Genomic DNA, 20,170 nt, shown 5'->3' on the forward strand with positions numbered 1-20,170 from the left:
AGGAGGAGAGCATGAGCTTCCTCGACAAGATGAAGAACAAGCTCCAGATGGCCAAGGGCCGCGGCAAGGAGCAGGCCGGCCGGGACTCGCGCGACCCCTACATGGAGGCCGAGGGCCGCAAGGACCGCATGTCCGGCGGCGCCAAGCAGGTCGGCGAGCAGCTCAAGGACGCGGCCAAGGAAGCCCGGAGGACCATGAAGAAGTAGACCACAGCGTGTCCTCATGGTGACCCCGTGAAAAGGGCCCCTCTCCGGAGGGGCCCTTTTCGGCGTTCCGGACCGAACGGCCGGTGTCGGCCACGGCCGCGCCGCGCGGAAGGTGAGCACGCTCAAAGAATCGCGCCGCGCCGATCCGAGGTGGGATGAGGAGATCGTCCTCTCGCGAAAGGTGCCGCAGGTGGCGAACGTTCTGGAACAAGGCGGCGGACTCCGGTCGGCGGTGCGCACGCTCAACACCCGCTACCACAAGGCGGGGCTGGCCTTCTATCTGTTCATCGTCGTCGCGCACTGGGCCGAGCACGTCGCGCAGGCCGTCCAGATCTGGGTCCTCGGCTGGTCGCTGCCCGAGGCGCGCGGCGTGCTGGGGGTGCCGTTCCCGTGGCTGGTCACCTCGGAGTGGATGCACTACGGCTACGCGCTGATCATGCTGGTCGGGCTGGTCCTGCTGCTGCCCGGCTTCACCGGGCGGGCCCGCACCTGGTGGAAGATCTCCCTCGGCGTCCAGGTCTGGCACCACCTCGAACACCTGCTGCTGCTCCTCCAGGCGCTCTCCGGCGCCAACCTGGCGGGACGCGCCGCGCCGACCAGCATCATCCAGCTCCTGGTGCCGCGCGTGGAGCTGCACCTGTTCTACAACGCGCTCGTGTTCGCCCCCATGGTGGTGGCGATGTACCTGCACCGCAGGCCCAGCGCGACCGAACGCGCCGCGATGAGGTGCGCGTGCGCCACCGTCCCCGAGCGCAGGCCCGTCGCCGAAGCGGCGTGATGACGCTCGACGGGGCGACGGCCGCGCGCACGAAGGGCGTCTCGGCGTTCGGGATGCTGATGGCGGCGTTCGGGCTGCTGCTGGTGTACCTGGTGCTGCCCAACGCCGGGACCGTGCTGCGCGCGGCGCGGGCCGGGGAGGGGACGCCCGGCGTCTTCACCGCCCGCGAGCGGACCTGCGTCCGCCATCCCGGGCACGAGGCGTGCACGCTGCGCGGGACGTTCCGGTCCGACGACGGGGCGGTGATCCGCCCCGTCGTCGCCCTCCACGGCAGCGGCGACGGCCTGCGCGTGGGCGAGACGGCCCGGGCACGCGACATCGGCCGTTCGAGCACGGTGTACCTGCCCGCCGGATCCCGAGAATGGATCATGAACCTGGTCCTGCTGTCCGTCGGCGGCCTGCTGCTCTTCGGCGGCGGCCTCCACCGCGTCCCCCGCCTACTGCTGACCCGCCGCCACTAGTCAGGCGGCGTTCCACACGCCGGTGGGGGCGATCTCGGCCACCCAGTCCGCGAAGTCGCGGGGCCTGCGGCCCAGGGCACGCTCGACACCGTCGGCCAGCGAGCTGTTCCGGCCGTCGAAGAACTCCGAGATGAGCGTGGCCAGCGGCTCGGCGAACTCGCGCGGGGCGCCGTCGTCGACGATCGCGTCGGCGAACCGGTCCCGGGTGATCGGCACGTAGCGGAGCTCGCGGCCCGTCGCCCGGGCGATCTCGCCGACGCCTTCGGCGAAGGTCCACAGGCGGGGGCCGGTCAGCTCGTAGCGCTCGCCCGCGTGGCCGTCCTCGGTGAGGGCCGCCACCACGACGTCGGCGATGTCGTCGGCGTCGATGAACGGGTCGGGGTTGTCGCCGGCGGGCAGGGCCAGCACGCCGTGGCGCAGCGGCTCGAGGAACACCCCCTCGTCGAAGTTCTGGTTGAACGAGGCCGGGGCGACGATGGTCCATTCGACCGGGAGGCTCGTCACGGCGTCCTCGCATCGGACGGCCTCGTCCTGGTTGCGGGCGGACAGGAGGACCAAGCGGTCGACTCCGGCGTCGACCGCCAGCCGGGCCACGGCGGCGATGGCGTCGCCGGCGCCGGGCCAGTCGACTTCGGGGTAGTACATCAGGTAGGCGGACTTGACGCCGGTGACGGCGCCGGCCCAGGTCGAGGGGTCCTCCCAGTCGAACGGAGGCTCGCCGGTGCGGGAGCCGACCCGCACGTCCACGCCTCGCCCGACCAGCCGCCGGGTCACCCGGCGGCCGACCCGGCCAGTGCCACCAAGGACCAACGTCGTGTGCTCGTTCGTCGTCATGGCAGCAGTCTGGACGGCCCCGCCTGGACGATCCATGGCCGAGATTCCGGAATGCATAACCGATCGTCTAGTCTTGGGCCGGTGGACGCACTCGCAGCGTTGCTCGAGGGGCCGCGGGCCAGCGGTTCCTTCCTCCTCCGCATCGTGCTGGACCCTCCATGGTCGATCCGGGTCCAGGACGGGTCGCCACTGTGCCTGGCCGTAATGCTCAGCGGCGAAGCGTACTTCGCGCCCGACCACGGCGAGCCGGTGCGGCTGCGTCCGGGCGACGTCGCCATCGTCCGCGGACCGGACCCCTACGTGATGAGCGACGATACGGCGACCCCGCCGCAGGTCATCGTGCATCCCGGCCAGCGCTGCGCCACGCCTGAGGGCGTCGATCTGCGCGAGCGGATGTCGCTGGGGGTGCGCACGTGGGGCAGCAACCCCGACGGGTCGGTGCAGGTGCTGCTCGGTGTGTACGAGGAGGTCGGCGCCGTCGGCCAGCGCCTGCTCGACGTGCTGCCGCCACTGCTGGTCGTGTCCGAGGACACGTGGGACTCGACGCTCATCCCGGTGCTGGCCAGAGAGGCCACCCGACAGGGGCCGGCTCAGGGCGTCGTGCTCGACCGCCTGCTCGACCTGCTGCTCATCTCGGTGCTGCGGGTGTGGTTCGACCGGCCCGAGAGCGAGGCCCCGGCCTGGTACCGGGCCTACACCCACCCGGTGGTCGGCGAGGCGCTGCGCCTGTTCCATGAGGACCCGGCGAACGACTGGACGCTGGCGCGGGTCGCCGCCGAGGTCGGCGTGTCACGGGCGACGCTGGCCGAGTGCTTCCGCAGCGCCGTCGGTACGCCACCGATGACCTACCTGACCGAGTGGCGCCTGGCCCTGGCCGCCGACCTGCTGCGCCAGTCCGACGCCACGCTGACCGCGGTCGCCCGGCAGGTCGGCTACGGCAGCGGGTTCGCCCTCAGCTCGGCGTTCAAGCGGGTCTACGGCATCAGTCCACAGGAGCATCGCAGCGCCGCGCCAGCGCAGTGAGCCTGGTGTCACGTTCGTCAACGACGCGCCCCGGGGTGACCCGGGACTCCGAATGCGTGGAACTGCCCGGCTTCGGTGAAGTCGCTGGACCGCGCGACTCGAAGGCTCCAGCCGCCGGTTTCTTGCGCGCGGGCCGGGCGTCCCTGCGCGTTCTGGCGGAGGCCGTGAAGGGGCGGCAGTGCGCGGAACGACCTGGCGGAAGTCGTCCCGGTCGAACGACATGGGTGGTGCGGGCGTCTCTACTCGCCCTGGTGTCGCGCATCAAGGCGTAGTCGTACGGGGTGAAGGCGCGGTGGCCGGGATGCCCCCATGCTCCCGGCCATCCGCGTGCGCCGTCCCCCCGGAGCGGCGCCTCCGTGAAGGAGCAGGTCGTCACGCTAGCGGTTCCGGGGACGGCGGCAGGGGCGGTCGGTGACACTTCCGGGTGCGTCCGGCTGTGTGGTGGATCGTGATGACCTGGTCGATACCGGTGACGGCCAGCGTCGATCGCACCTGGCCGGCGGGGTTGAGCAGCACCAGGCGGCCGCCGGCCCGGGTCAGTCGCCGCCACCAGATCACCAGCAGCCCCAGCCCGGCCAGGCTGGTGAAGGTCAGGTGCGCCAGCTCCAGCGCCACCGATGCGCCCAGCACTCCTGCCACCGCACTGGCCAACTCGGCGTCCAGTAGACCGGTGGTGGTGTGGTCCAGCTCCCCGGTCAGACCCACCACCAGCCATCCCTGCCGGCGCTCCACCCGTACCGCCAGTCCTGGCGACTGGTTCCCCGTCACCCTGTCACCGCCTCCCGCCGCCGCCTTGTGCCGCGCACCTTGCCCACTTAACGCCCGATGGAACTAGGTCTCGTGACGCATTGGTGACCGAGCGCATTCCTGCCGCCGGACGCGACCTCTCGCGGCCGGCCGACGCGCACAGGTGTCCGCCGCTCGGTGCCAGGGGACGGAGCGGAGTGCTGCAACTCGTCGTCTCATTCCGTTGACGAGATGTCCCGTGGCCCATGAACTGCCTGCAAGGGGGGATGCATCGAGTAGATCGTCAAAGAGATTTGACAGTGGCAGGAGTGTCAAATACGTTTGACGCGTGGCTGAACGTATCGATGTCCCGGGGCCGGAGGATCCGGCGGACGCGCTCGCTGCGGTCGTCGCGTTGCGGCGGCTGGCCGACCGGCTGGAACGCGCGGCCGTGACGCGGGCGATCGAGCAGGGCTGGTCCTGGGCGCAGGTCGCCCAGGCACTCGGCATCACCCGTCAGGCGGCACACCACCGGCATGGCCCCAAGCGGGCCGGCGACCAGTGAAGGAGCAGGGCCGATGAGACTTCCTCGCCCCATGCAGGACGTCAAGACGATGAACGCGCTGCTGAACGGCGCCGAGAGGCACGCCCTGGAAGCGGGTGAGAACGTGCCCGGCCCCGAGCACCTGCTGCTGTCGGCGCTGGCGCTGCCCGACGGTTCGGCGCGGCGCGCGTTCCAGCGGGTGGGGGCCGAACCGGACGGGCTGCGCGCGGCGATCGACCAGGTCCACGCCGAGGCGCTGGCGATGATCGGCGTCCGGTCGGCGCACGAGCAGGAGATGGACGAGGCGATCCGCGCCAATCCTCCTCGGGCGCGCGGTGTGATGAAGACGACCGCGACCGCGCAGGAGGCGTTCCAGGCGGCGACCAAGCAGGCCAAGGCCGACAGGTCCGCGCTGCTGGGCGCGCACTTCGTGGCCGCCGTGGCGGAGCTCAAGGAGGGGACCGCGCCCAGGGCCCTGCGGGCGATGGGCATCGACCCGTCGGCGCTCGCCCACGCCGCCCGCCAGGAGATCCACGGCGACTGACCCGGCACGCGCACCGCAGGGTCGCGGTCGAGACCGCGACTCTGCGGTGCGTCCAACACGGCCGGGACGACGCCTCCAACGGATCGTGGACATGCCGCACGGGTCCGTGCGGGTCGCCGGGCTGGACTGCGACGGACTGCCGGTGGGGAACCGGGCGGTGCTGGACGTGCCGACGATGGCCTGGCTCAAGGTCCCGCTCGGGCCGGAGGGGCCCCACGAGGAGTGAGCGGACGTCCCCTGGGCGGACGGCACCGTGCGGCGAAAGGGCGCAAATCCGATTAACCTTGGCGGTTGTGGCGTTCCTGCCCCCCGAACCCCGGCCCCCGGCCCCGCTCGCCGGTCCTCCCTACGGACCGCCCGCCGGGCCGGTATCCGCCCCGCCCGCACGCGGAACCGTCCTCGGCCTGCACTCCCGCCAGTGGATGGTCGTGGCGCTCGTGCTGGGCTGCTGCTACCTGGCGTTCAGCGCGGTCGGGATCGGCGGCGCGTGGGTGACGCTGAACCGCGAGCCGACCAACGCCGAGCTGCAGCGCGCCGCCAACGCCGAGGTCGCGCGCCGCTGGCGGGCCTGGCCCGCGGGACGGATCTTCCCCGAGCGGCTGGCGTACGAGGTGGACGGCGGGCGCAGCGAGTTCGCGTCGCGGCTGGGGATCTCCGGGGACTCCAGGTGTGAGAGCGGCGTGGACGTCGAGCTCGGGGCGGTGCTGCGCAGGCACGGGTGCCGGGCGGTGCTGCGGGCCACCTACGCCGACGCGTTGCAGGGCGTGGTGGTGACGGTCGGGGTGGCGGCGTTCCCCGACCCGTGGAAGGCGGACGCGGCGTTCCGGGAGATCCCGGCGTCGACGCGGTCCAAGGGCGGGCAGGGGGTGCGGCCCGCGCTGCGGGCGCTCGCGTTCCCGGGGACCGCGGCGGCGCGGTTCACCGACCTGGCGCGGCAGGACCGGACGTCGGACCGCGGCGGCCCGTACGTGGTGCTGACGGTGTCGGGGCAGGCCGACGGCCGCCCGGCGGCGGCGGTGCCGGAGGACCGGCCGGACGAGCCCTTCCTGCCGGCGCCGCAGCTGGCGCGGGCGGTCGCGAAGCCGCTGTCGGTGACGGCGCTGCCGGACTGTTCGAAACGTGAGTGGCGGTGTTGATGCGGGGCGCCTCGTTGGTGGGGGCGGTGGCGTTGGGGGCCGCCGCCGTGCTGGTGCCGGTGGGGTCCGCGGGCGCCGACGAGGTGCGGGACCGGCAGCGGCCGATGCTGCGGACGCTGGAGCTGGAGAACGCCTGGAAGACCACCAGGGGTGAGGGCGTGACCGTCGCCGTGGTGGACTCGGGGGTGGACGCGCGCCAGGCGGACCTGAAGGGCGTGGTCACCACCGGGCCGAACATGCTGTCGGCGATCGACGGCTCCGCGACGCCCACGCGGCAGCACGGCACGGGCATGGCGTCGCTGATCGCCGGGCGGGGGCACGGGCCCGGCGGCCGGAACGGCGTGATCGGTGTCGCGCCGGGGTCGCGGGTGCTGTCCATCCGGGCGATCGCCGAGCCCGAGGACGCCTCCTACCGGCTGTACCGGTCGTCCGGCCGCGCCGAGGACGCCGTGGCGCGCGGCATCCGGTACGCCGTGGACCACGGCGCGGACGTCATCAACCTGTCGCTCGGCAAGTACCGGGCGAACCCCGAGGAGCGCGAGGCGATCGCCTACGCCATCGGCAAGGGCGTGGTGGTCGTGGCGGCGGCGGGCAACGACGGCGACAACGAGCGCCGCCGCGACGACAAGGGGTTCACGCCGTTCTCCTACCCGGCCGGGTACCCGGGGGTCGTGGCGGTCGCGGCGACGCGGCCGTCGCACGGGCACGCGCCGTTCTCCAACCGCAACTACTCGGTGCTGGTGGCCGCGCCCGGCGACCGGGTGGTGACGGCGGGGCCGGGCGGGCAGTACTTCCTCGGCTCGGGGACCAGCCAGGCCAGCGCGGTCGTGGCGGGTGTGGCGGCGCTGATCCGGGCCAGGCACCGCAGGCTGCCGCCGCCGCTGGTCGCGCAGGCGCTGATCGCCGGATCGAGGTACGGGCCGAGCGGGGGCTACGACCCGGAGGTCGGGTTCGGCGAGGTGAACGCGGTGCGCGCGCTGGCCGCCGCCGACTCGCTGACCGCGCCGGGCCGGGGGGCCGCGGCCGGGAAGGCCGCCGGGCAGCGGTTCGGGACCGCCGCGCCCGAGCCGGTCGAGGTGATCGACCATCCGTTCTGGGTGCGGCCGGTGATCGGGGTCGTCGTGGTCGGCGGGGTCGCCGGTACGGCCGGGGCGGTGCTGGTCACGGTGCTGCTGGCGCGGCGCAACCCGCGCTCCCCGGAACCGCCGCGCCGGGAGACGCCCGTCGGGCCGCACCCCTGGTGACCCGCGGGTCGGCTACGCTCCGCAGCGTGCCGCGCGACGATCATCCTGCTTCCTCCCGGACCCGCACGGTCGTCGCCGCCGTGACCGCCGCGGGCTGCCTGGCGGTTCTGGGGGTCGCGGGGTGGCGGCTGACCGGGGAACTCGTCCGCGACCCGACGCCGGGGGAACGCGCCGCCGCGTCCGCCGCCGAGATCGCCGCCCGGTACCGGTCGTGGCCCGCGGGGCGGATCTTCCCCGAGCGGCTGCCGTACACGCTGGTCGGGGGCGCGGCCGAGACCGCGGCGCGGGTGGGGATCGATCCGGGGACCGGATGCTCGGCGGCGGTGGATCCGCAGCTCAGCGGGACGTTGACGGTGCGGGGGTGCCGGGCGGCGCTGCGCGCCACGTACCTGGACCAGATGCAGGGGCTGGCGGCGACGGTCGGGGTGGTGGCGTTCCCCGACGTGAACGCCGCCCGGGACGCCGCGCGGTGGTTCCCCGCCGACCAGCGCGGGCCGGGGCTGCGGGCGCTGCCGTTCCCGGGGTCGGTGGTGGCGCGGTTCGGGGACGCGGCGCGGCAGGCCTCGGCGGTCCGGCACGGCGGGCCGTACGTGGTGGCGGCGACGGTGGGGTACACCGACGGGCGCCCGGCGATCGGGGCGCGGCAGCAGCAGCGGGACCCGGCGGCGCTGGGGCCGCAGCTGGCGGAGGGGGTCCTGCGGCGGCTCACCGCGCCGAAGGCCGTGCGTTGCGGTACGGCGGAGTGGGTGTGTTGAGGCGCTGGGGGATCCTGGCGGCGCTGGCGGTCGTGGTGCCGTTCGCGCCGCCCGCGCACGCCGACACCGTGCGGGACGCGACGATGCCGGTGCTGGAGTCGCTGAACGTCCCGCGGGCGTGGACGCTCAGCCGGGGACGCGGGGTGACCGTGGCGGTGCTGGACTCCGGCGTCGACCCGACGCAGGCCGACCTGGTGGGCTCGGTGACGGTGGGACCCGACTACACGCGCGGCGCGAACCCGCCCGGCGTCGCGCCGAAACGGCTGCACGGCACGAACATGGCGTCCATCATCGCCGGTCACGGGCATGGTCCGGGCAACGCCGACGGGATGATGGGGGTGGCCCCGGAGGCGCGGCTGCTGGCGCTGCGGGTGATCCTGGACCGGGACGAGCCGGGGTTCGCGTCGTTCGGCGGGGACTCGCGGTACGAGGGCACGATCGCCCAGGGGATCCGGTACGCGGTGGACCACGGCGCCGACGTGATCAACCTGTCGCTCGGGCGGACCTACCCCACGCGCGCCGAACGCGAGGCCGTCGCCCACGCGATCCGGCGGGGCGTGGTGGTCGTGGCGGCGGCGGGCAACGGCGGCGCCGCGGGGAGGGCGCGGCGCGGCGGGCACGCGGTGTTCACGTACCCGGCGTCGTTCCCCGGGGTGATCTCGGTGGCGGCCGTGGACGCGCGGGGCGGGCACGCGGGGTTCTCGAACCGGAACTCGGCGGTGGTGGTGTCGGCCCCCGGCGTGCGGATCGTCGGGGCGGGACCGGGGGACCGGTACTGGGTGGGGGACGGGACGAGCCCGGCGACGGCGTTCGTGTCGGGGGTGGCGGCGCTGATCCGCTCCCGCCATCCCGGGCTGCCGCCCGCGCTGGTCACCCAGGCCATCACGGCGAGCGCGCAACGGCGCCCGCCCGGCGGCTACGACCTGGGCGTGGGCTTCGGCCGGGTGGACGCGTACGCGGCGCTGCGGGAGGCCGCCCGCCTGGCCGGGGCGCGCGCCGAGGGCCTCGGCCTGCCGGGGGAGCGGCGCTTCACCGGCGAGGATCCCGAGCCGGTCCGGGTCGTGCACCGCGACGGCGGCCTGATCACCGCCTACGCCGTCGCCTGCCTGATCGCCGGGACGGGCCTGGCGACCGCCCTGACGATCCTGGCCAGAGCACGCCGGTCCGGGAGGTGACCGCGCCCGGACCGGCGCGGGCGGGGTCCCGCCGTCCTCCGGCCGAGACCCGGGGTCCGGAGGACGGCGGAGCGCGAGGGGATCAGGGCGTGGACCCGGCCGGGCGGGTCGGTACCTCCACCGGGTGCGGTGTCCCGGCGTCGGCGACCACGACCGGGCGGCGGCCCAGGTGGTGGAAGACCAGGTTCAGCACGAGGGCGGTGACGCTGCCCGCGCTGATGCCCGAGTGCAGCACCACCACCGCCCAGTCGGGGAAGCGGTCGTAGAACGTCGGCACGCACACCGGGATCAGGCCGATGCCGAGGGACGCCGCGACGATGACGGTGTTGGCGTTGTCGGCGAAGTCGACCTGCGTCAGGGTGCGGACGCCGCCCGCCGCGACCGTCCCGAACATCACGATCGCCGCGCCGCCCAGCACCGGGGCCGGGATCGCCGCGACCACCGCGCCCGCCACCGGGAACAGGCCCAGCACGACCAGGATGCCGCCCGAGCACGCCACCACCCAGCGGCTCTTGACGCCGGTCAGCCCGACCAGCCCGACGTTCTGCGCGAACGCCGTCTGCGGGAACGCGTTGCACACCCCGGCCAGCGCGGTCGAGGCGGCGTCGGCGCGCAGGCCGTCGGTGAGGCGGCGGGAGTCGACGGGACGTTCGGTGATCTCGGCGACGGCCAGGATGTCGCCGGTCGTCTCGGTCATCGCGACCAGCATCACCACGACCATCGCCACGATCGCCGCCGGCTCGAACGTCGGCGCCCCGAAGTGCAGCGGGGCGGCCGCCCCGAACCATCCGGCGTCGGCCACCCCCGAGAAGTCCGCCCGGCCCAGCGGGACCGCGACCAGCGTCCCGGCCACGATGCCGAGCAGCACGCTCGCGCGGCACAGGAAGCCGCTGGAGATCCGTTGCAGCGCCAGCACCGCGACGGTGACGCCGCCCGCCAGCGCGATGTTGACCGGGTCGCCGAAACCGGGGGAGCCCGCGCCGCCCGCGGCCCACCGCACCGCGACCGGCATCAGCGACACCCCGATCAGCAGGATGATCGTTCCGGTGACGACCGGCGGGAAGAACCGCAGCAGCCGTCCGAACAGCGGCGCGACCGCCACCGCCGCCAGCCCCGCGACGATCACCGCGCCGTAGACGGCGGGCAGGCCGCCCCCGGCGGTGGCGATGGCGACCATCGGGGACGCCGCCGCGAACGTCACCCCCTGCATCAGCGGCAGCCGCACCCCGAACCGCCACACGCCCACGCACTGGACCAGCGTGGCGATCCCGGAGACCAGCAGCCCGGCGTTGATGAGCAGCGCCATGTCGCGGGGCGGCAGGTGGACGGCCTGCCCGACGATCAGCGGGACGGCGATCGCCCCGGCGTACATGGCGACGACGTGCTGCAGGCCGAAGGCGAGGAGCTGCCGCGTCGGCGGGACCTCGTCGACGGGATGGCGGGGAACGGGTGTGCGGGCCGTGCGGGCCATGCGGCCACCTCCATGCCGTTGCCGGTTTGGAGTATGGAAACCCGCCGTCCGCGCGTTCGTCAGCGGAGGAAGCTCCGGAAACGGGCGCATGACCGGGGCGTAACTCCGTACTTCCGTACAAGAAGTTCGTTTCGTACCGTGGGGCCGTGGTCATCAACGATCTGCTCCAGGACCCCGAACTGGGGCTGCGCCCGCTCGCCTGGGCGGAACGGCTGGACCGGCGGCTCTCCGGCGTGTTCGTCACCGACCTGCCCGATCCCACGCCCTATCTGACCGGCGGCGAACTGGTGCTGACCGGTCTGATGTGGCGGCGCGGCCCCTACGACTCCGACCCGTTCGTGTCCGGGCTGGCCGGGCGCGGCGTGACCGCGCTGGCCGCCGGGGAGGCCGTCGTCCCGGTGCCGGACGACCTGGTGGAGGCGTGCGAGCGGCACGAGCTGCCGCTGGTCGCGGTGCCCCGCCACACCCCGCTGTCGGCGCTCATGCAGATCGTGCTGCGCCGCCTCGACCTGGAGCGGCACGGCGCCGCCCCGCCGCTCGGCTCGCACCGGGGACTGCTGGGACGGCTGCCGGAGGACGTGCGGCGGACGTTCCGCCACCAGGTCCTCGGGCAGATCGCCGAGTACGACCGGCGCTCCCACAGCGACCTGCTCGGAACACTCCAGGTGTTCCTGGAGTGCTCGGGGTCGTGGACGGTGTGCGCGCGGCGGCTGCACATGCACGTCAACACGCTGCGGTACCGCATCAACCGGATCGAGGAGCTGACCGGACGGGACCTGTCGTCGCTGGAGGACCGGGTGGACCTGCTGCTGGCGCTGCGGTCCTGAGCGAGAATCGGCGGCGTGGAACCAGAGGAGATGGGACCCGAGGAGTACGTCGAGGCCGTCCTGGACGCGGTCGAGGGCATCCCACCCGGCCGCGTCCTGTCCTACGGCGACGTGGCGGAGCTGGTCGGCGCGGGCGGGCCGCGCCAGGTGGGCCGGGTGATGTCGCTGCACGGCGGCGCCGTCCCGTGGTGGCGGGTGATCCGCGCCGACGGGAGCCCCCCGCCCGGCCACGAGATCCGGGCGCTGGAGGAGTACCGCGTGGAGGGGACCCCGCTGCGCCCGGACGGCCGCCGCGTGGACATGCGCCGCGCCCGCTGGGACGGCCGCTGACCCGCCGCCGAAGGGACGTGCGGCACGGGGCGTGCGGGCGCGGAAACATCCCGTTCCCACCGTGAGGACCGCCGGGCCGCTCGGGAACCCCGGCCCGCGCCCGCGGACCCGTTCCCCACCCTCCGCGCCTGATCCTTACTTCCCGTAGGATTCGCAGGTCACCGGCGTCTCTTATGCGACATGCGAGAGATGTGGTCCGAGCAGCCCCGATGATCTGCTGAAATCGTCTCTTGTGCCGTCAGCCTCGTATCGTCTCGTCCGTCGCGCCGGTGCCGCGCGCGTGGACGCGCCGCGGCTCGACGAGCGGCAGCAGCGCGTCGTCGACCACCGGGGCGGGCCGCTGCTGGTGCTGGCGGGGCCCGGCACCGGGAAGACGACCACGATCGTCGAGGCCGTCGTCGACCGCATCGAGAACCGGGGGATCGACCCCGAACGCGTGCTGGTCCTGACGTTCAGCCGCAAGGCCGCCGAGGAGCTGCGGCACCGGATCACCGGGCGGCTGCGGCGGACCACGCGGTCGCCGCTGGCGATGACGTTCCACAGCTACGCCTACGCGCTGCTGCGGCGGGACGCCGTCCTGAACGGGGACCTCCCGCCCCGGCTGCTGTCGGCCCCCGAACAGCTGCTGGAGGTGCGGCGGCTGCTGGACGGCGAGCGGATCGACGGGTCCCACGGCTGGCCCCACCGGCTGCACGAGGCGATGGGCACGCGCGGGTTCGCCGAGGAGGTGCGCGACTTCATGATGCGCGCCGCCGAACGCGGCTACGAGCCCGACGACCTGGTGTCGCTCGGGCGGATCAGGGGGCGCGACGACTGGGCCGCGGTCGGCGGCTTCATGCAGCGGTACATCGACCGGTTCGCGCTGGACCCGATGCCCACCTACGACTACGGCGAGCTCATCCGGGTCGCGGCCCTGCTGCTGGCCGGGCAGGACGAGACGCGGACCCTGGAGCGCGACGCCTACGACGTCGTCTTCGTCGACGAGTACCAGGACACCGACCCCGCGCAGGAGGAGGTGCTGCGGCAGCTCGCGGGGGACGGGCGCGAGCTGGTCGTGGTGGGCGACCCCGACCAGTCGATCTACGGGTTCCGGGGCGCCGACGTGCGGGGGATCATGGAGTTCCCGGCCCGGTTCCGGACCCTGGACGGCGACCCCGCGCCGGTCGTGGCGCTGCGGACCTGCCGCCGGATGGGCCCGGAGATCCTCACCGCGTCGCGGCGGGTCGCGCGGCGGCTGCCCGCCGGGACCGCCGTTTCGGCCGAGCACCGGGCGCTGGAGCCGCTGCCCGAGGCCGAGGAGGGCGAGGTCCGCACGATCCTGGCCGACTCCGAGAGCCAGCAGGCCGCGCTGGTCGCCGACGAGCTGCGGCGGGCGCACCTGCTGGACGGGGTGCCCTGGTCGCGGATGGCGGTGCTGGTGCGCAGCTCGGTGCAGCAGGTGCCGCCGCTGCGGCGCGCCCTGGCGCAGGCCGGGGTGCCCCTGGTGGTCGCCGGTGACGAGGTCCCGCTGATGGGCGAGCCCGCCGTGCGGCCCGTCCTGCTGCTGCTGCGGGCCGCGCTGAAGAAGGACCACCTGGACGCCGAGATCGCCGACGAGCTGCTGACCGGCCCGCTCGGCGGCGCCGACGCCCTCGGGATGCGGCGGCTCAAGCGGGCGCTGCGCGACCTGGAGACCCTGTCGGGCGGGGACCGGCCGCTCAACGAGCTGCTGATCTCGGCCCTCCAGGACCCGCGGGAGCTCGCGCTCGTCCACGAGAAGGTCCGCGCCCCGGCCGAACGGATCGCGCGGCTCATCGAGGTCGCCCGGGAGCAGGCGTCGCTCGGCGGGACCGCCGAGGACGTGCTGTGGGCCGTGTGGCAGGAGAGCGGCCTCGGCGACACGCTGCTGGAGCAGAGCGTCCGGGGCGGGACGCGCGGGGCCTCCGCCGACCGGGACCTCGACGCCGTCGTCGCGCTGTTCGACCACGCCGCCCGGTTCGTCGACCGGCTGCCGCAGGCCGGGCCCGAGCTGTTCGTGGACGACATCGCGGCCCAGGAGATCGCCGCCACGACCCTGGCCGAGCACGCCCCCGAGGGCGAGGCCGTGAAGATCCTCACCGCGCACCGGTCCAAGGGCCTGGAGTGGGACGTGGTGATCGTCGCGGGCGTGCAGGAGGGCGTCTGGCCCGACCTGCGGCTGCGCGGCTCGCTGCTGGGCGTCGAGGAGCTGATCGAGCACCACGCCGGCAACGACCTGCCCGGCGACGAGGGCGAGGGCGCGGCCGGCTGGTCGATGGCCGCCAAGATGCTCGACGAGGAACGCCGCCTGTTCTACGTCGCCATCACCCGCGCCCGCAAGCGCCTGATCATCACCGCGGTCGGCGGCGACGACACCGAGGAACGCCCCTCCCGCTTCCTCAACGAGCTGCTGCCCGGCGCGCTGGAGCAGTCCCAGCTCGACGAGAAGACCCGGTGGCTGTCGCTGTCGTCGCTGGTGGCGGACCTGCGTTCGGTGGTGACCGACCCGGCGCGCCCCGAGCCGCTGCGGCGCGCCGCCGCCGGGCACCTGGCGCGGCTCGCGCGGGCGGGCGTGCGCGGGGCCCGCCCCGAGAACTGGTACGCCATCACCGCCCTGTCCGACACCGGCCCCGTCATCGGGGAGGACGATCAGATCACCATCTCGCCGTCGCAGGTCGAGACGTTCACCACCTGCGGGCTGCGCTGGCTGCTGACCTCGGCGGTCGGCGCGCAGGAGGGCGGGCCCAACGAGTTCTCCACCATGGGCAAGGTCGTCCACGCCGTCGCCGAGCTGGCCGGGTCCACCGACGACCTGAACGACGTGGACGTGGGGCGGCGGCTGGACGAGATCTGGTCGGAGCTGGACTTCCGCTCCTCCTGGTACTCCGACAAGCAGCGCGAGCAGGCGTCGCGGATGGTCGACAAGTTCCTGTCCTGGCACCGCGCCAACCCCAACGAGATCGTCGCGCTGGAGGAGCCGTTCCGGGTCGACCTCGGCCGCATCGTGATCAAGGGGCGGATCGACCGGGCCGAGCGCGACGCCGAGGGCCGCGCCGTCATCATCGACATCAAGACGTCGAACACGCCGGTCCCCAAGGACGACCTGGCGCGCAACCCGCAGCTCGGCGTCTACCAGCTCGCCGTCATGATGGGCGCGTTCGAGCGGCACGGCCTGGTCGAGCCCGGCGGCGCCAAGCTCATCCAGGTCGGCAAGGCCGCGTTCGCCGCCAAGGTGCGCGAGCAGGAGCAGCCGCCGCCGACCGGTGACCCCGACCCCGAGTGGCCGCGGAAGCTGGTCGAGATCGTCGCGGCGGGCATGGCGTCGGAGGTGTTCCAGGCCCGCGTCAACGACAAGTGTCGGTCCTGCCCCGTACGGTCCTGCTGTCCGGTCCAGGAGGAAGGGGGGCAGGTCGGTCCATGATCACACCAGCCGGGCTGGCGCGGCTGCTGGAGATCCCCGAACCGACCGACGAGCAGGCCCGGGTGATCGAGGCCCCGCTGGCGCCGATGGCGGTGATCGCGGGGGCCGGTTCGGGCAAGTCCGAGACCATGGCGGCGCGCGTGGTGTGGCTGGTCGCCAACGGGTTCGTGCGGCCCGAACGCGTCCTCGGCCTCACCTTCACCCGCAAGGCCGCCGCCGAGCTCGGGGCGCGGGTCCGCAAGCGCCTGGACACGCTGCGCGAGAAGCTGCCGCCCGACGAGGTGGAGCGGCTCGGCGGCGAGCAGATCTTCGACGGCGAGCCGACCGTGTCCACCTACCACTCCTACGCCGCCCGGCTGTTCGGCGACCACGCGCTGCGCGAGGCGCTGGAGCCGACCATGCGGCTGATCTCCCCGGCGGTCGCCTGGCAGATCTGCTCGCGGGCCGTGGACGCCTACGACGGGCCCATGGACCATGTGGACTGGTCGCCCGACACCGTCACCAAGGCCGTGATGGAGCTGGCCGGGGACCTGGCCGAGCACCTGCGCCAGCCCACCGACCTGTACAAGGTCGGCGGATGGCTGGAGGAGCGCTTCGCCGCCCTGCCGAAACCCCTCAAGGCGCAGCGGGACGTGCTGGCCAAGCAGGCGGTCCGCGAGCAGCTCGTGCCGCTGATCGAGGCGTTCCGGCAGGCCAAGGCCGACCGCGAGGTCGTCGACCACGGCGACCAGATGGCCCACGCGGCGCGGATCGCGTTCAAGCACCCCGAGGTCGGGATGATCGAACGGTCCCGCTACTCGGTGGTGCTGCTGGACGAGTACCAGGACACCAGCCAGGCGCAGCTGGTGCTGCTGCGGTCGCTGTTCGGCGGCGGGCACCCGGTCACCGCGGTCGGCGACCCCTGCCAGTCCATCTACGGGTGGCGCGGCGCGAGCGCGGGCGGGCTGCTGCGGTTCGCCCACGACTTCCCGTTGCAGACCCCGGTCCTGAACCGCCCGCCGAGCCCCGCCCCCGTCCGGCAGCTTTCGCGGAGCTTCCGCAACGGCGAGCACGTGCTGCGCGCCGCCGCCCGAATCCAGGAGGAGCTGCGCCAGGAGACCCCGCAGGTGCCGGTGCTGACGCCCGGCGCGGGCCGCGAGGGGCGCGGCCGGGTGGAGTGCGCGCTGTTCGAGCACGTCGAGCAGGAGGCCGAGATGATCGCCGCGCGGGTCGCGCGGCTCATGGCGGGCGACCCGGAGATCGCGCCGGACGGCGGGCCGCAGGGCGAGCCGCTGAAGTACTCCGACATCGCCGTGCTGGCCCGCAAGCGGTCGCAGTTCCCGCTGATCCGGCGGGCGCTGGAGGCCCGCTCCATCCCCGTCGAGGTCGTCGGGCTGGGCGGGCTGCTGACCGTGCCGGAGGTGCAGGACGTCGTCGCGACGCTGCGGGTCATGCACGACCCGACCGCCGGGGCGTCGCTGGCGCGGCTGCTGACCGGGCCGCGCTGGCGCCTCGGCCCGCGCGACCTGGTCGCGCTCGGCCGCCGGGCGCGCCGCCTGGCCGAGGAGACCTCCCGCGACGTCACCCGCCCGGGCGACGCCGCCGACCCCGAGGGCGAGGACGCCCCGCCGCAGGGCAAGGACCCGCTCCGCGAGCTGGTCTCCGAACTGAACCGCGAGACCGGCAGCCTCGTGGACGCCCTGGACGACCTCGGCGACCCGGGCGCGTACTCGCCCGAGGGCTACGGCCGGCTGCGGCGGCTGCGCGACGAGCTGCGGTCCCTGCGCACCCAGGTCGGGCTGTCGCTGCCCGACCTGGTCAACGAGGTCGAGCGCGCCCTCGGCCTCGACATCGAGGTCGCGGCCCGCTCCGGCCTCGACCCCGTCACCGCGCGGGCCGACCTGGACGCGTTCATCGACGCCGCCGCGCAGTTCGCCGGGGACGCCGAGGACGCGACGCTGGGGGCGTTCCTGGCGTACCTGAAGGCCGCCGAGACCGAGGAGTTCGGGCTGGCGGCGGGCCGGGTCGGGGAGACCGACAGCGTCAAGCTGCTCACCGTGCACGCCTCCAAGGGCCTGGAGTGGCCGGTGGTGATCGTGCCGGGGCTGTCCTACCGGCCCAGGAAGGACGGCGGCCCCGCCACCGGGTCGATCTTCCCCTCGCCGCCGCAGAACACCACCCGCTGGACCGACAACGCCCGCGTGCTGCCCTGGCCGCTGCGCGGCGACCGCCGCGACCTGCCCGAGCTGCGCGGCCTGGAGACCGACGACCTGGTGGCGTTCAACGAGGCCGCCGCCGCCCGCGACCTGATGGAGGAGCGCCGCCTGGCGTACGTGGCGGTCACCCGGTCGGCGAGCCTGCTGATCTGCACCGGCTACTGGTGGGGGCAGTCGGGGCGCCCCCTCGGGCCCTCGCCGTTCCTGGAGGAGGTCCGCGAGGTCTGCCTGGCCGGGGCCGGGTCGGTGGCGGTGTGGACCGAGCCGCCCGCCGAGGACGCCACCAACCCGCTGCTGGCCGAGGACGAGGAGGCCGCCTGGCCGGTCCAGCCCGGCGACCGGGGACGCGCCGACGCGACCGCGCGGGCCCGCTACGAGGCGACCGTCGAGGCCGCCCGCATGGTCGAGGACGCCATGCAGGGACGCAACGTCCGCTGGGTCGGCACCGACGGCCTCACCGCCGCCGACAAGGGCCGCATGCAGGCGTGGGCGCGCGACGTGGAACTGCTGCTCGCCGAGCGCGACCGGGGCCGCGGCGGCGACGGCCTGCTGGTCGAGCTGCCCCCCAACCTCACCGTCTCCTCGCTGGTCACCCTGGCCCGCGACCCGCAGGCGCTGGCCCGCCAGATCCGGCGGCCGATGCCGCGCCCGCCCGCGCCGTTCGCGCGCCGGGGCACCGCGTTCCACACCTGGCTGGAGAGCCGCTGGGGCCAGCAGCGCCTGGTGGACGAGGAGGAGCTGCCCGGCGCCGCCGACGAGGACGCCGCCGACGAGGTCCACCTGGCCATGCTCCAGGAGCGGTTCGAGGCGTCCGAATGGGGGTCGCGCGAGCCGGTCGACATCGAGGTGCCGTTCGAGACGATGATCGGCGACCGGCTGGTGCGGGGCCGCATGGACGCGGTGTTCCAGCACGAGGACGGCCGCTACGAGGTCGTGGACTGGAAGACCGGCGCGCCGCCCGGCGAGGAGGAGATGCGGCACGTGGCGGTGCAGCTCGCCGCCTACCGGCTGGCGTGGGCGGACCTGAGGGGCGTGCCGCTGGACCGGGTGGGGGCGGCGTTCCACTACGTGCGCGCCGACCACACCGTCCGGCCCGTGGACCTGCTCGACGCCGCGGGCCTGGCGAAACTGCTGGAGAAGATCCCCGCCATCTGACGCGGAAGTGATGGTCGTCACTCCCCACTGTTCACCTCCCCCGGATTCGGGGATGATCCCGGCAACACCCTGGAGGAGGCGGCGTGACGGTGATGCGTGAAGTCGATGACCAGCAGGCGGCGCGGGAGCTCCCCACCGGGGTGGCCGACCTGGACCGGCTGGTCCGGTTCATGGACGCGGAGCTGGACCTGGAGGACGTCGTCCTGGAGGTCGGCGCCGGGACCGGACCGGTCGCGCGGGCCGTCGCGCGCCGCGTCCGTCACGCCACCGCCCTCGACCCGGCGCCCGCCGCCCTCGCCGAGGGGAAGCGGGCCGCCGACCGGGACGGCATCACCAACGTGACGTTCATGCGCGGGGACGCCGCCGCGCTGCCCTGGCTGGACCGGACGTTCACGCTGGTCGTCGTCTGGAACGCGCTGCACCGGGCCGCCGACCCGGCGGCGGTGGTGCGGGAGGCGGCGCGGGTGTGCCGCCCCGGCGCGGCGCTGGTCGTCGCCGACACGGTACGGCCCGCCGGACCCGACGGCGACCCCGACCGGATCGAACGGCTGCGCGACCCCGCGCACGGCGCCCTCCTCACCGAGGACCGCCTCACCGCGCTGGTCACCGGGGCCGGGGCCGAGGTGAAGCGCGCCGACCCGTTCGACGAGCGGGTGCCGCTGGCGTCCTGGCTGGCGCGGACCGGCGCCGACGCCGCCGCGCGCGTCCGCGAGGAGGTGCTCGCGGAACTCGCGGGCGGACCCGCCACGGGGCTGCGCCCCCATATGATCGACGGCGAACCGCACGTCACCCGCACGAACCTCTGGCTTCTGGCGATTGCCGGGTGAAACGGATGCGTTTTTCGTCCAAACGTTCGACGGTCTTCGTTCGTGTGTTCTATGTTGTCGAACATGGGTTCTAGCACCGTGGATCGTGAGCCGGCCGCCCTGGCCATGCGCATCGGGATCGTGGCGGCCGAGGCGGCGCTGGCGACCTTCGCCCGCAACCTCGACCTCGACGACCTGGAGAGCGGTCTGGACTTCGAGGGCGCGATCGGGCCGGCCGAGTGGCCGCTGTTCTCACTGGTGATCGACACCCTGGCCGAGGCCGCGCCCGGCGACACCCGCTCCCTGGACGAGCGCCGCGCCGACGCCCTCAACGACCTGGCCCGCATCTGCATGGCCGCCCGCAACGAGGACCGCCCCGTCCGCGTCGCCTGACCCGCCCTCCCGCGCGGCGGCCCGGGCGGGGAACGCGCCCAGGACCGTTCCCCGGAAACCCTGGCGTGGACGCCTCGCCGGGCGAGCACCTCGCGGTGACCGGCGTGCGGCCGAGGGCGTCGGCCGGACGACGGTCAGCCGTTCGGCGG

The 20,170-nt window shown here is 74.3% G+C and carries 20 protein-coding genes; 17 read left to right on the forward strand and 3 right to left on the reverse strand.

From position 1 onward, the window contains the following. Nucleotides 1-11 precede the first annotated feature (11 nt). The 3 genes from AKI01S_RS05305 to AKI01S_RS05315 all read left to right on the forward strand — a co-directional run bounded on the left by AKI01S_RS05305 (nucleotide 12) and on the right by AKI01S_RS05315 (nucleotide 1,445). Nucleotides 12-206, forward strand: coding sequence for a CsbD family protein (locus tag AKI01S_RS05305; RefSeq protein WP_067812616.1), 195 nt, complete (start codon nucleotides 12-14; stop codon nucleotides 204-206). 190 nt (nucleotides 207-396) lie between these two features. Next, the gene (locus AKI01S_RS05310; RefSeq protein ID WP_067812678.1) at nucleotides 397-984 is read left to right on the forward strand and encodes a hypothetical protein; all 588 of its coding nucleotides are present in this window, start codon (nucleotides 397-399) and stop codon (nucleotides 982-984) included. Further along, nucleotides 984-1,445, forward strand: a complete 462-nt coding sequence (locus tag AKI01S_RS05315; RefSeq protein ID WP_083998926.1) for a hypothetical protein — start codon at nucleotides 984-986, stop codon at nucleotides 1,443-1,445. Before AKI01S_RS05310 ends, AKI01S_RS05315 begins: the two co-directional genes overlap by 1 nt. On the opposite strand, the gene AKI01S_RS05320 is transcribed toward AKI01S_RS05315, so the two are convergent. Then, nucleotides 1,446-2,279: a Rossmann-fold NAD(P)-binding domain-containing protein gene (locus AKI01S_RS05320; protein ID WP_067812617.1), complete on the reverse strand. Its 834-nt coding sequence runs from the start codon at nucleotides 2,277-2,279 to the stop codon at nucleotides 1,446-1,448. An 81-nt stretch (nucleotides 2,280-2,360) separates the two neighbouring features. Here AKI01S_RS05320 and AKI01S_RS05325 point away from each other — a divergent pair, with 81 nt between their 5' ends. Then, nucleotides 2,361-3,302 (forward strand): AraC family transcriptional regulator, encoded by a 942-nt coding sequence (locus AKI01S_RS05325; RefSeq protein ID WP_067812618.1) that lies wholly within the window; start codon nucleotides 2,361-2,363, stop codon nucleotides 3,300-3,302. Nucleotides 3,303-3,674: 372 nt separating this feature from the next. Here AKI01S_RS05325 and AKI01S_RS05330 read toward each other — a convergent pair whose 3' ends face one another. Next, entirely contained in the window at nucleotides 3,675-4,070 is a 396-nt protein-coding gene (locus tag AKI01S_RS05330; RefSeq protein WP_083998928.1) for an STAS domain-containing protein, read from the reverse strand. A gap of 307 nt (nucleotides 4,071-4,377) precedes the next feature. Here AKI01S_RS05330 and AKI01S_RS05335 point away from each other — a divergent pair, with 307 nt between their 5' ends. From AKI01S_RS05335 to AKI01S_RS05360, 7 genes are all read left to right on the forward strand, one after another. Next, on the forward strand, nucleotides 4,378-4,593 hold the full coding sequence (locus AKI01S_RS05335) for a helix-turn-helix domain-containing protein (RefSeq protein ID WP_083998930.1): 216 nt from the start codon (nucleotides 4,378-4,380) through the stop codon (nucleotides 4,591-4,593). A 13-nt stretch (nucleotides 4,594-4,606) separates the two neighbouring features. Then, nucleotides 4,607-5,116 (forward strand): Clp protease N-terminal domain-containing protein, encoded by a 510-nt coding sequence (locus AKI01S_RS05340; RefSeq protein WP_067812620.1) that lies wholly within the window; start codon nucleotides 4,607-4,609, stop codon nucleotides 5,114-5,116. Nucleotides 5,117-5,207: 91 nt separating this feature from the next. Continuing rightward, complete coding sequence (locus AKI01S_RS54165) at nucleotides 5,208-5,342, forward strand: hypothetical protein (protein WP_281185833.1); 135 nt, start codon at nucleotides 5,208-5,210, stop codon at nucleotides 5,340-5,342. A gap of 67 nt (nucleotides 5,343-5,409) precedes the next feature. Next, nucleotides 5,410-6,252, forward strand: coding sequence for a hypothetical protein (locus tag AKI01S_RS05345; RefSeq protein WP_157419671.1), 843 nt, complete (start codon nucleotides 5,410-5,412; stop codon nucleotides 6,250-6,252). A gap of 26 nt (nucleotides 6,253-6,278) precedes the next feature. Continuing rightward, nucleotides 6,279-7,496: a S8 family serine peptidase gene (locus AKI01S_RS05350; protein WP_245681484.1), complete on the forward strand. Its 1,218-nt coding sequence runs from the start codon at nucleotides 6,279-6,281 to the stop codon at nucleotides 7,494-7,496. A 26-nt stretch (nucleotides 7,497-7,522) separates the two neighbouring features. Continuing rightward, entirely contained in the window at nucleotides 7,523-8,251 is a 729-nt protein-coding gene (locus tag AKI01S_RS05355) for a hypothetical protein (protein WP_157419672.1), read from the forward strand. After that, the gene (locus tag AKI01S_RS05360) at nucleotides 8,245-9,426 is read left to right on the forward strand and encodes a S8 family serine peptidase (protein ID WP_067812624.1); all 1,182 of its coding nucleotides are present in this window, start codon (nucleotides 8,245-8,247) and stop codon (nucleotides 9,424-9,426) included. Before AKI01S_RS05355 ends, AKI01S_RS05360 begins: the two co-directional genes overlap by 7 nt. 82 nt (nucleotides 9,427-9,508) lie before the next feature. On the opposite strand, the gene AKI01S_RS05365 is transcribed toward AKI01S_RS05360, so the two are convergent. Further along, complete coding sequence (locus AKI01S_RS05365; RefSeq protein WP_067812625.1) at nucleotides 9,509-10,897, reverse strand: nucleobase:cation symporter-2 family protein; 1,389 nt, start codon at nucleotides 10,895-10,897, stop codon at nucleotides 9,509-9,511. Nucleotides 10,898-11,043: 146 nt separating this feature from the next. Between AKI01S_RS05365 and AKI01S_RS05370 the strand changes: the two genes are divergently transcribed. From AKI01S_RS05370 to AKI01S_RS05395, 6 genes are all read left to right on the forward strand, one after another. Continuing rightward, the gene (locus AKI01S_RS05370; protein ID WP_067812626.1) at nucleotides 11,044-11,724 is read left to right on the forward strand and encodes a PucR family transcriptional regulator; all 681 of its coding nucleotides are present in this window, start codon (nucleotides 11,044-11,046) and stop codon (nucleotides 11,722-11,724) included. 30 nt (nucleotides 11,725-11,754) lie between these two features. Continuing rightward, complete coding sequence (locus tag AKI01S_RS05375; RefSeq protein ID WP_067812627.1) at nucleotides 11,755-12,054, forward strand: MGMT family protein; 300 nt, start codon at nucleotides 11,755-11,757, stop codon at nucleotides 12,052-12,054. A gap of 280 nt (nucleotides 12,055-12,334) precedes the next feature. Then, nucleotides 12,335-15,472, forward strand: coding sequence for an ATP-dependent helicase (locus AKI01S_RS05380; protein WP_245681485.1), 3,138 nt, complete (start codon nucleotides 12,335-12,337; stop codon nucleotides 15,470-15,472). Further along, nucleotides 15,469-18,822 (forward strand): ATP-dependent helicase, encoded by a 3,354-nt coding sequence (locus tag AKI01S_RS05385; RefSeq protein ID WP_067812629.1) that lies wholly within the window; start codon nucleotides 15,469-15,471, stop codon nucleotides 18,820-18,822. Before AKI01S_RS05380 ends, AKI01S_RS05385 begins: the two co-directional genes overlap by 4 nt. Nucleotides 18,823-18,914: 92 nt before the next feature. Further along, nucleotides 18,915-19,649: a class I SAM-dependent methyltransferase gene (locus tag AKI01S_RS05390; protein ID WP_067812681.1), complete on the forward strand. Its 735-nt coding sequence runs from the start codon at nucleotides 18,915-18,917 to the stop codon at nucleotides 19,647-19,649. Between the two features lie 63 nt (nucleotides 19,650-19,712). Beyond that, nucleotides 19,713-20,021 carry a hypothetical protein gene (locus AKI01S_RS05395; RefSeq protein ID WP_067812630.1) on the forward strand — a complete coding sequence of 103 codons (309 nt, stop codon included), beginning with the start codon at nucleotides 19,713-19,715 and terminating at the stop codon, nucleotides 20,019-20,021. Nucleotides 20,022-20,170: the final 149 nt, after the last annotated feature.

The organism is Actinomadura kijaniata NBRC 14229, assembly GCF_001552175.1.
GTDB lineage: Bacteria > Actinomycetota > Actinomycetes > Streptosporangiales > Streptosporangiaceae > Spirillospora > Spirillospora kijaniata.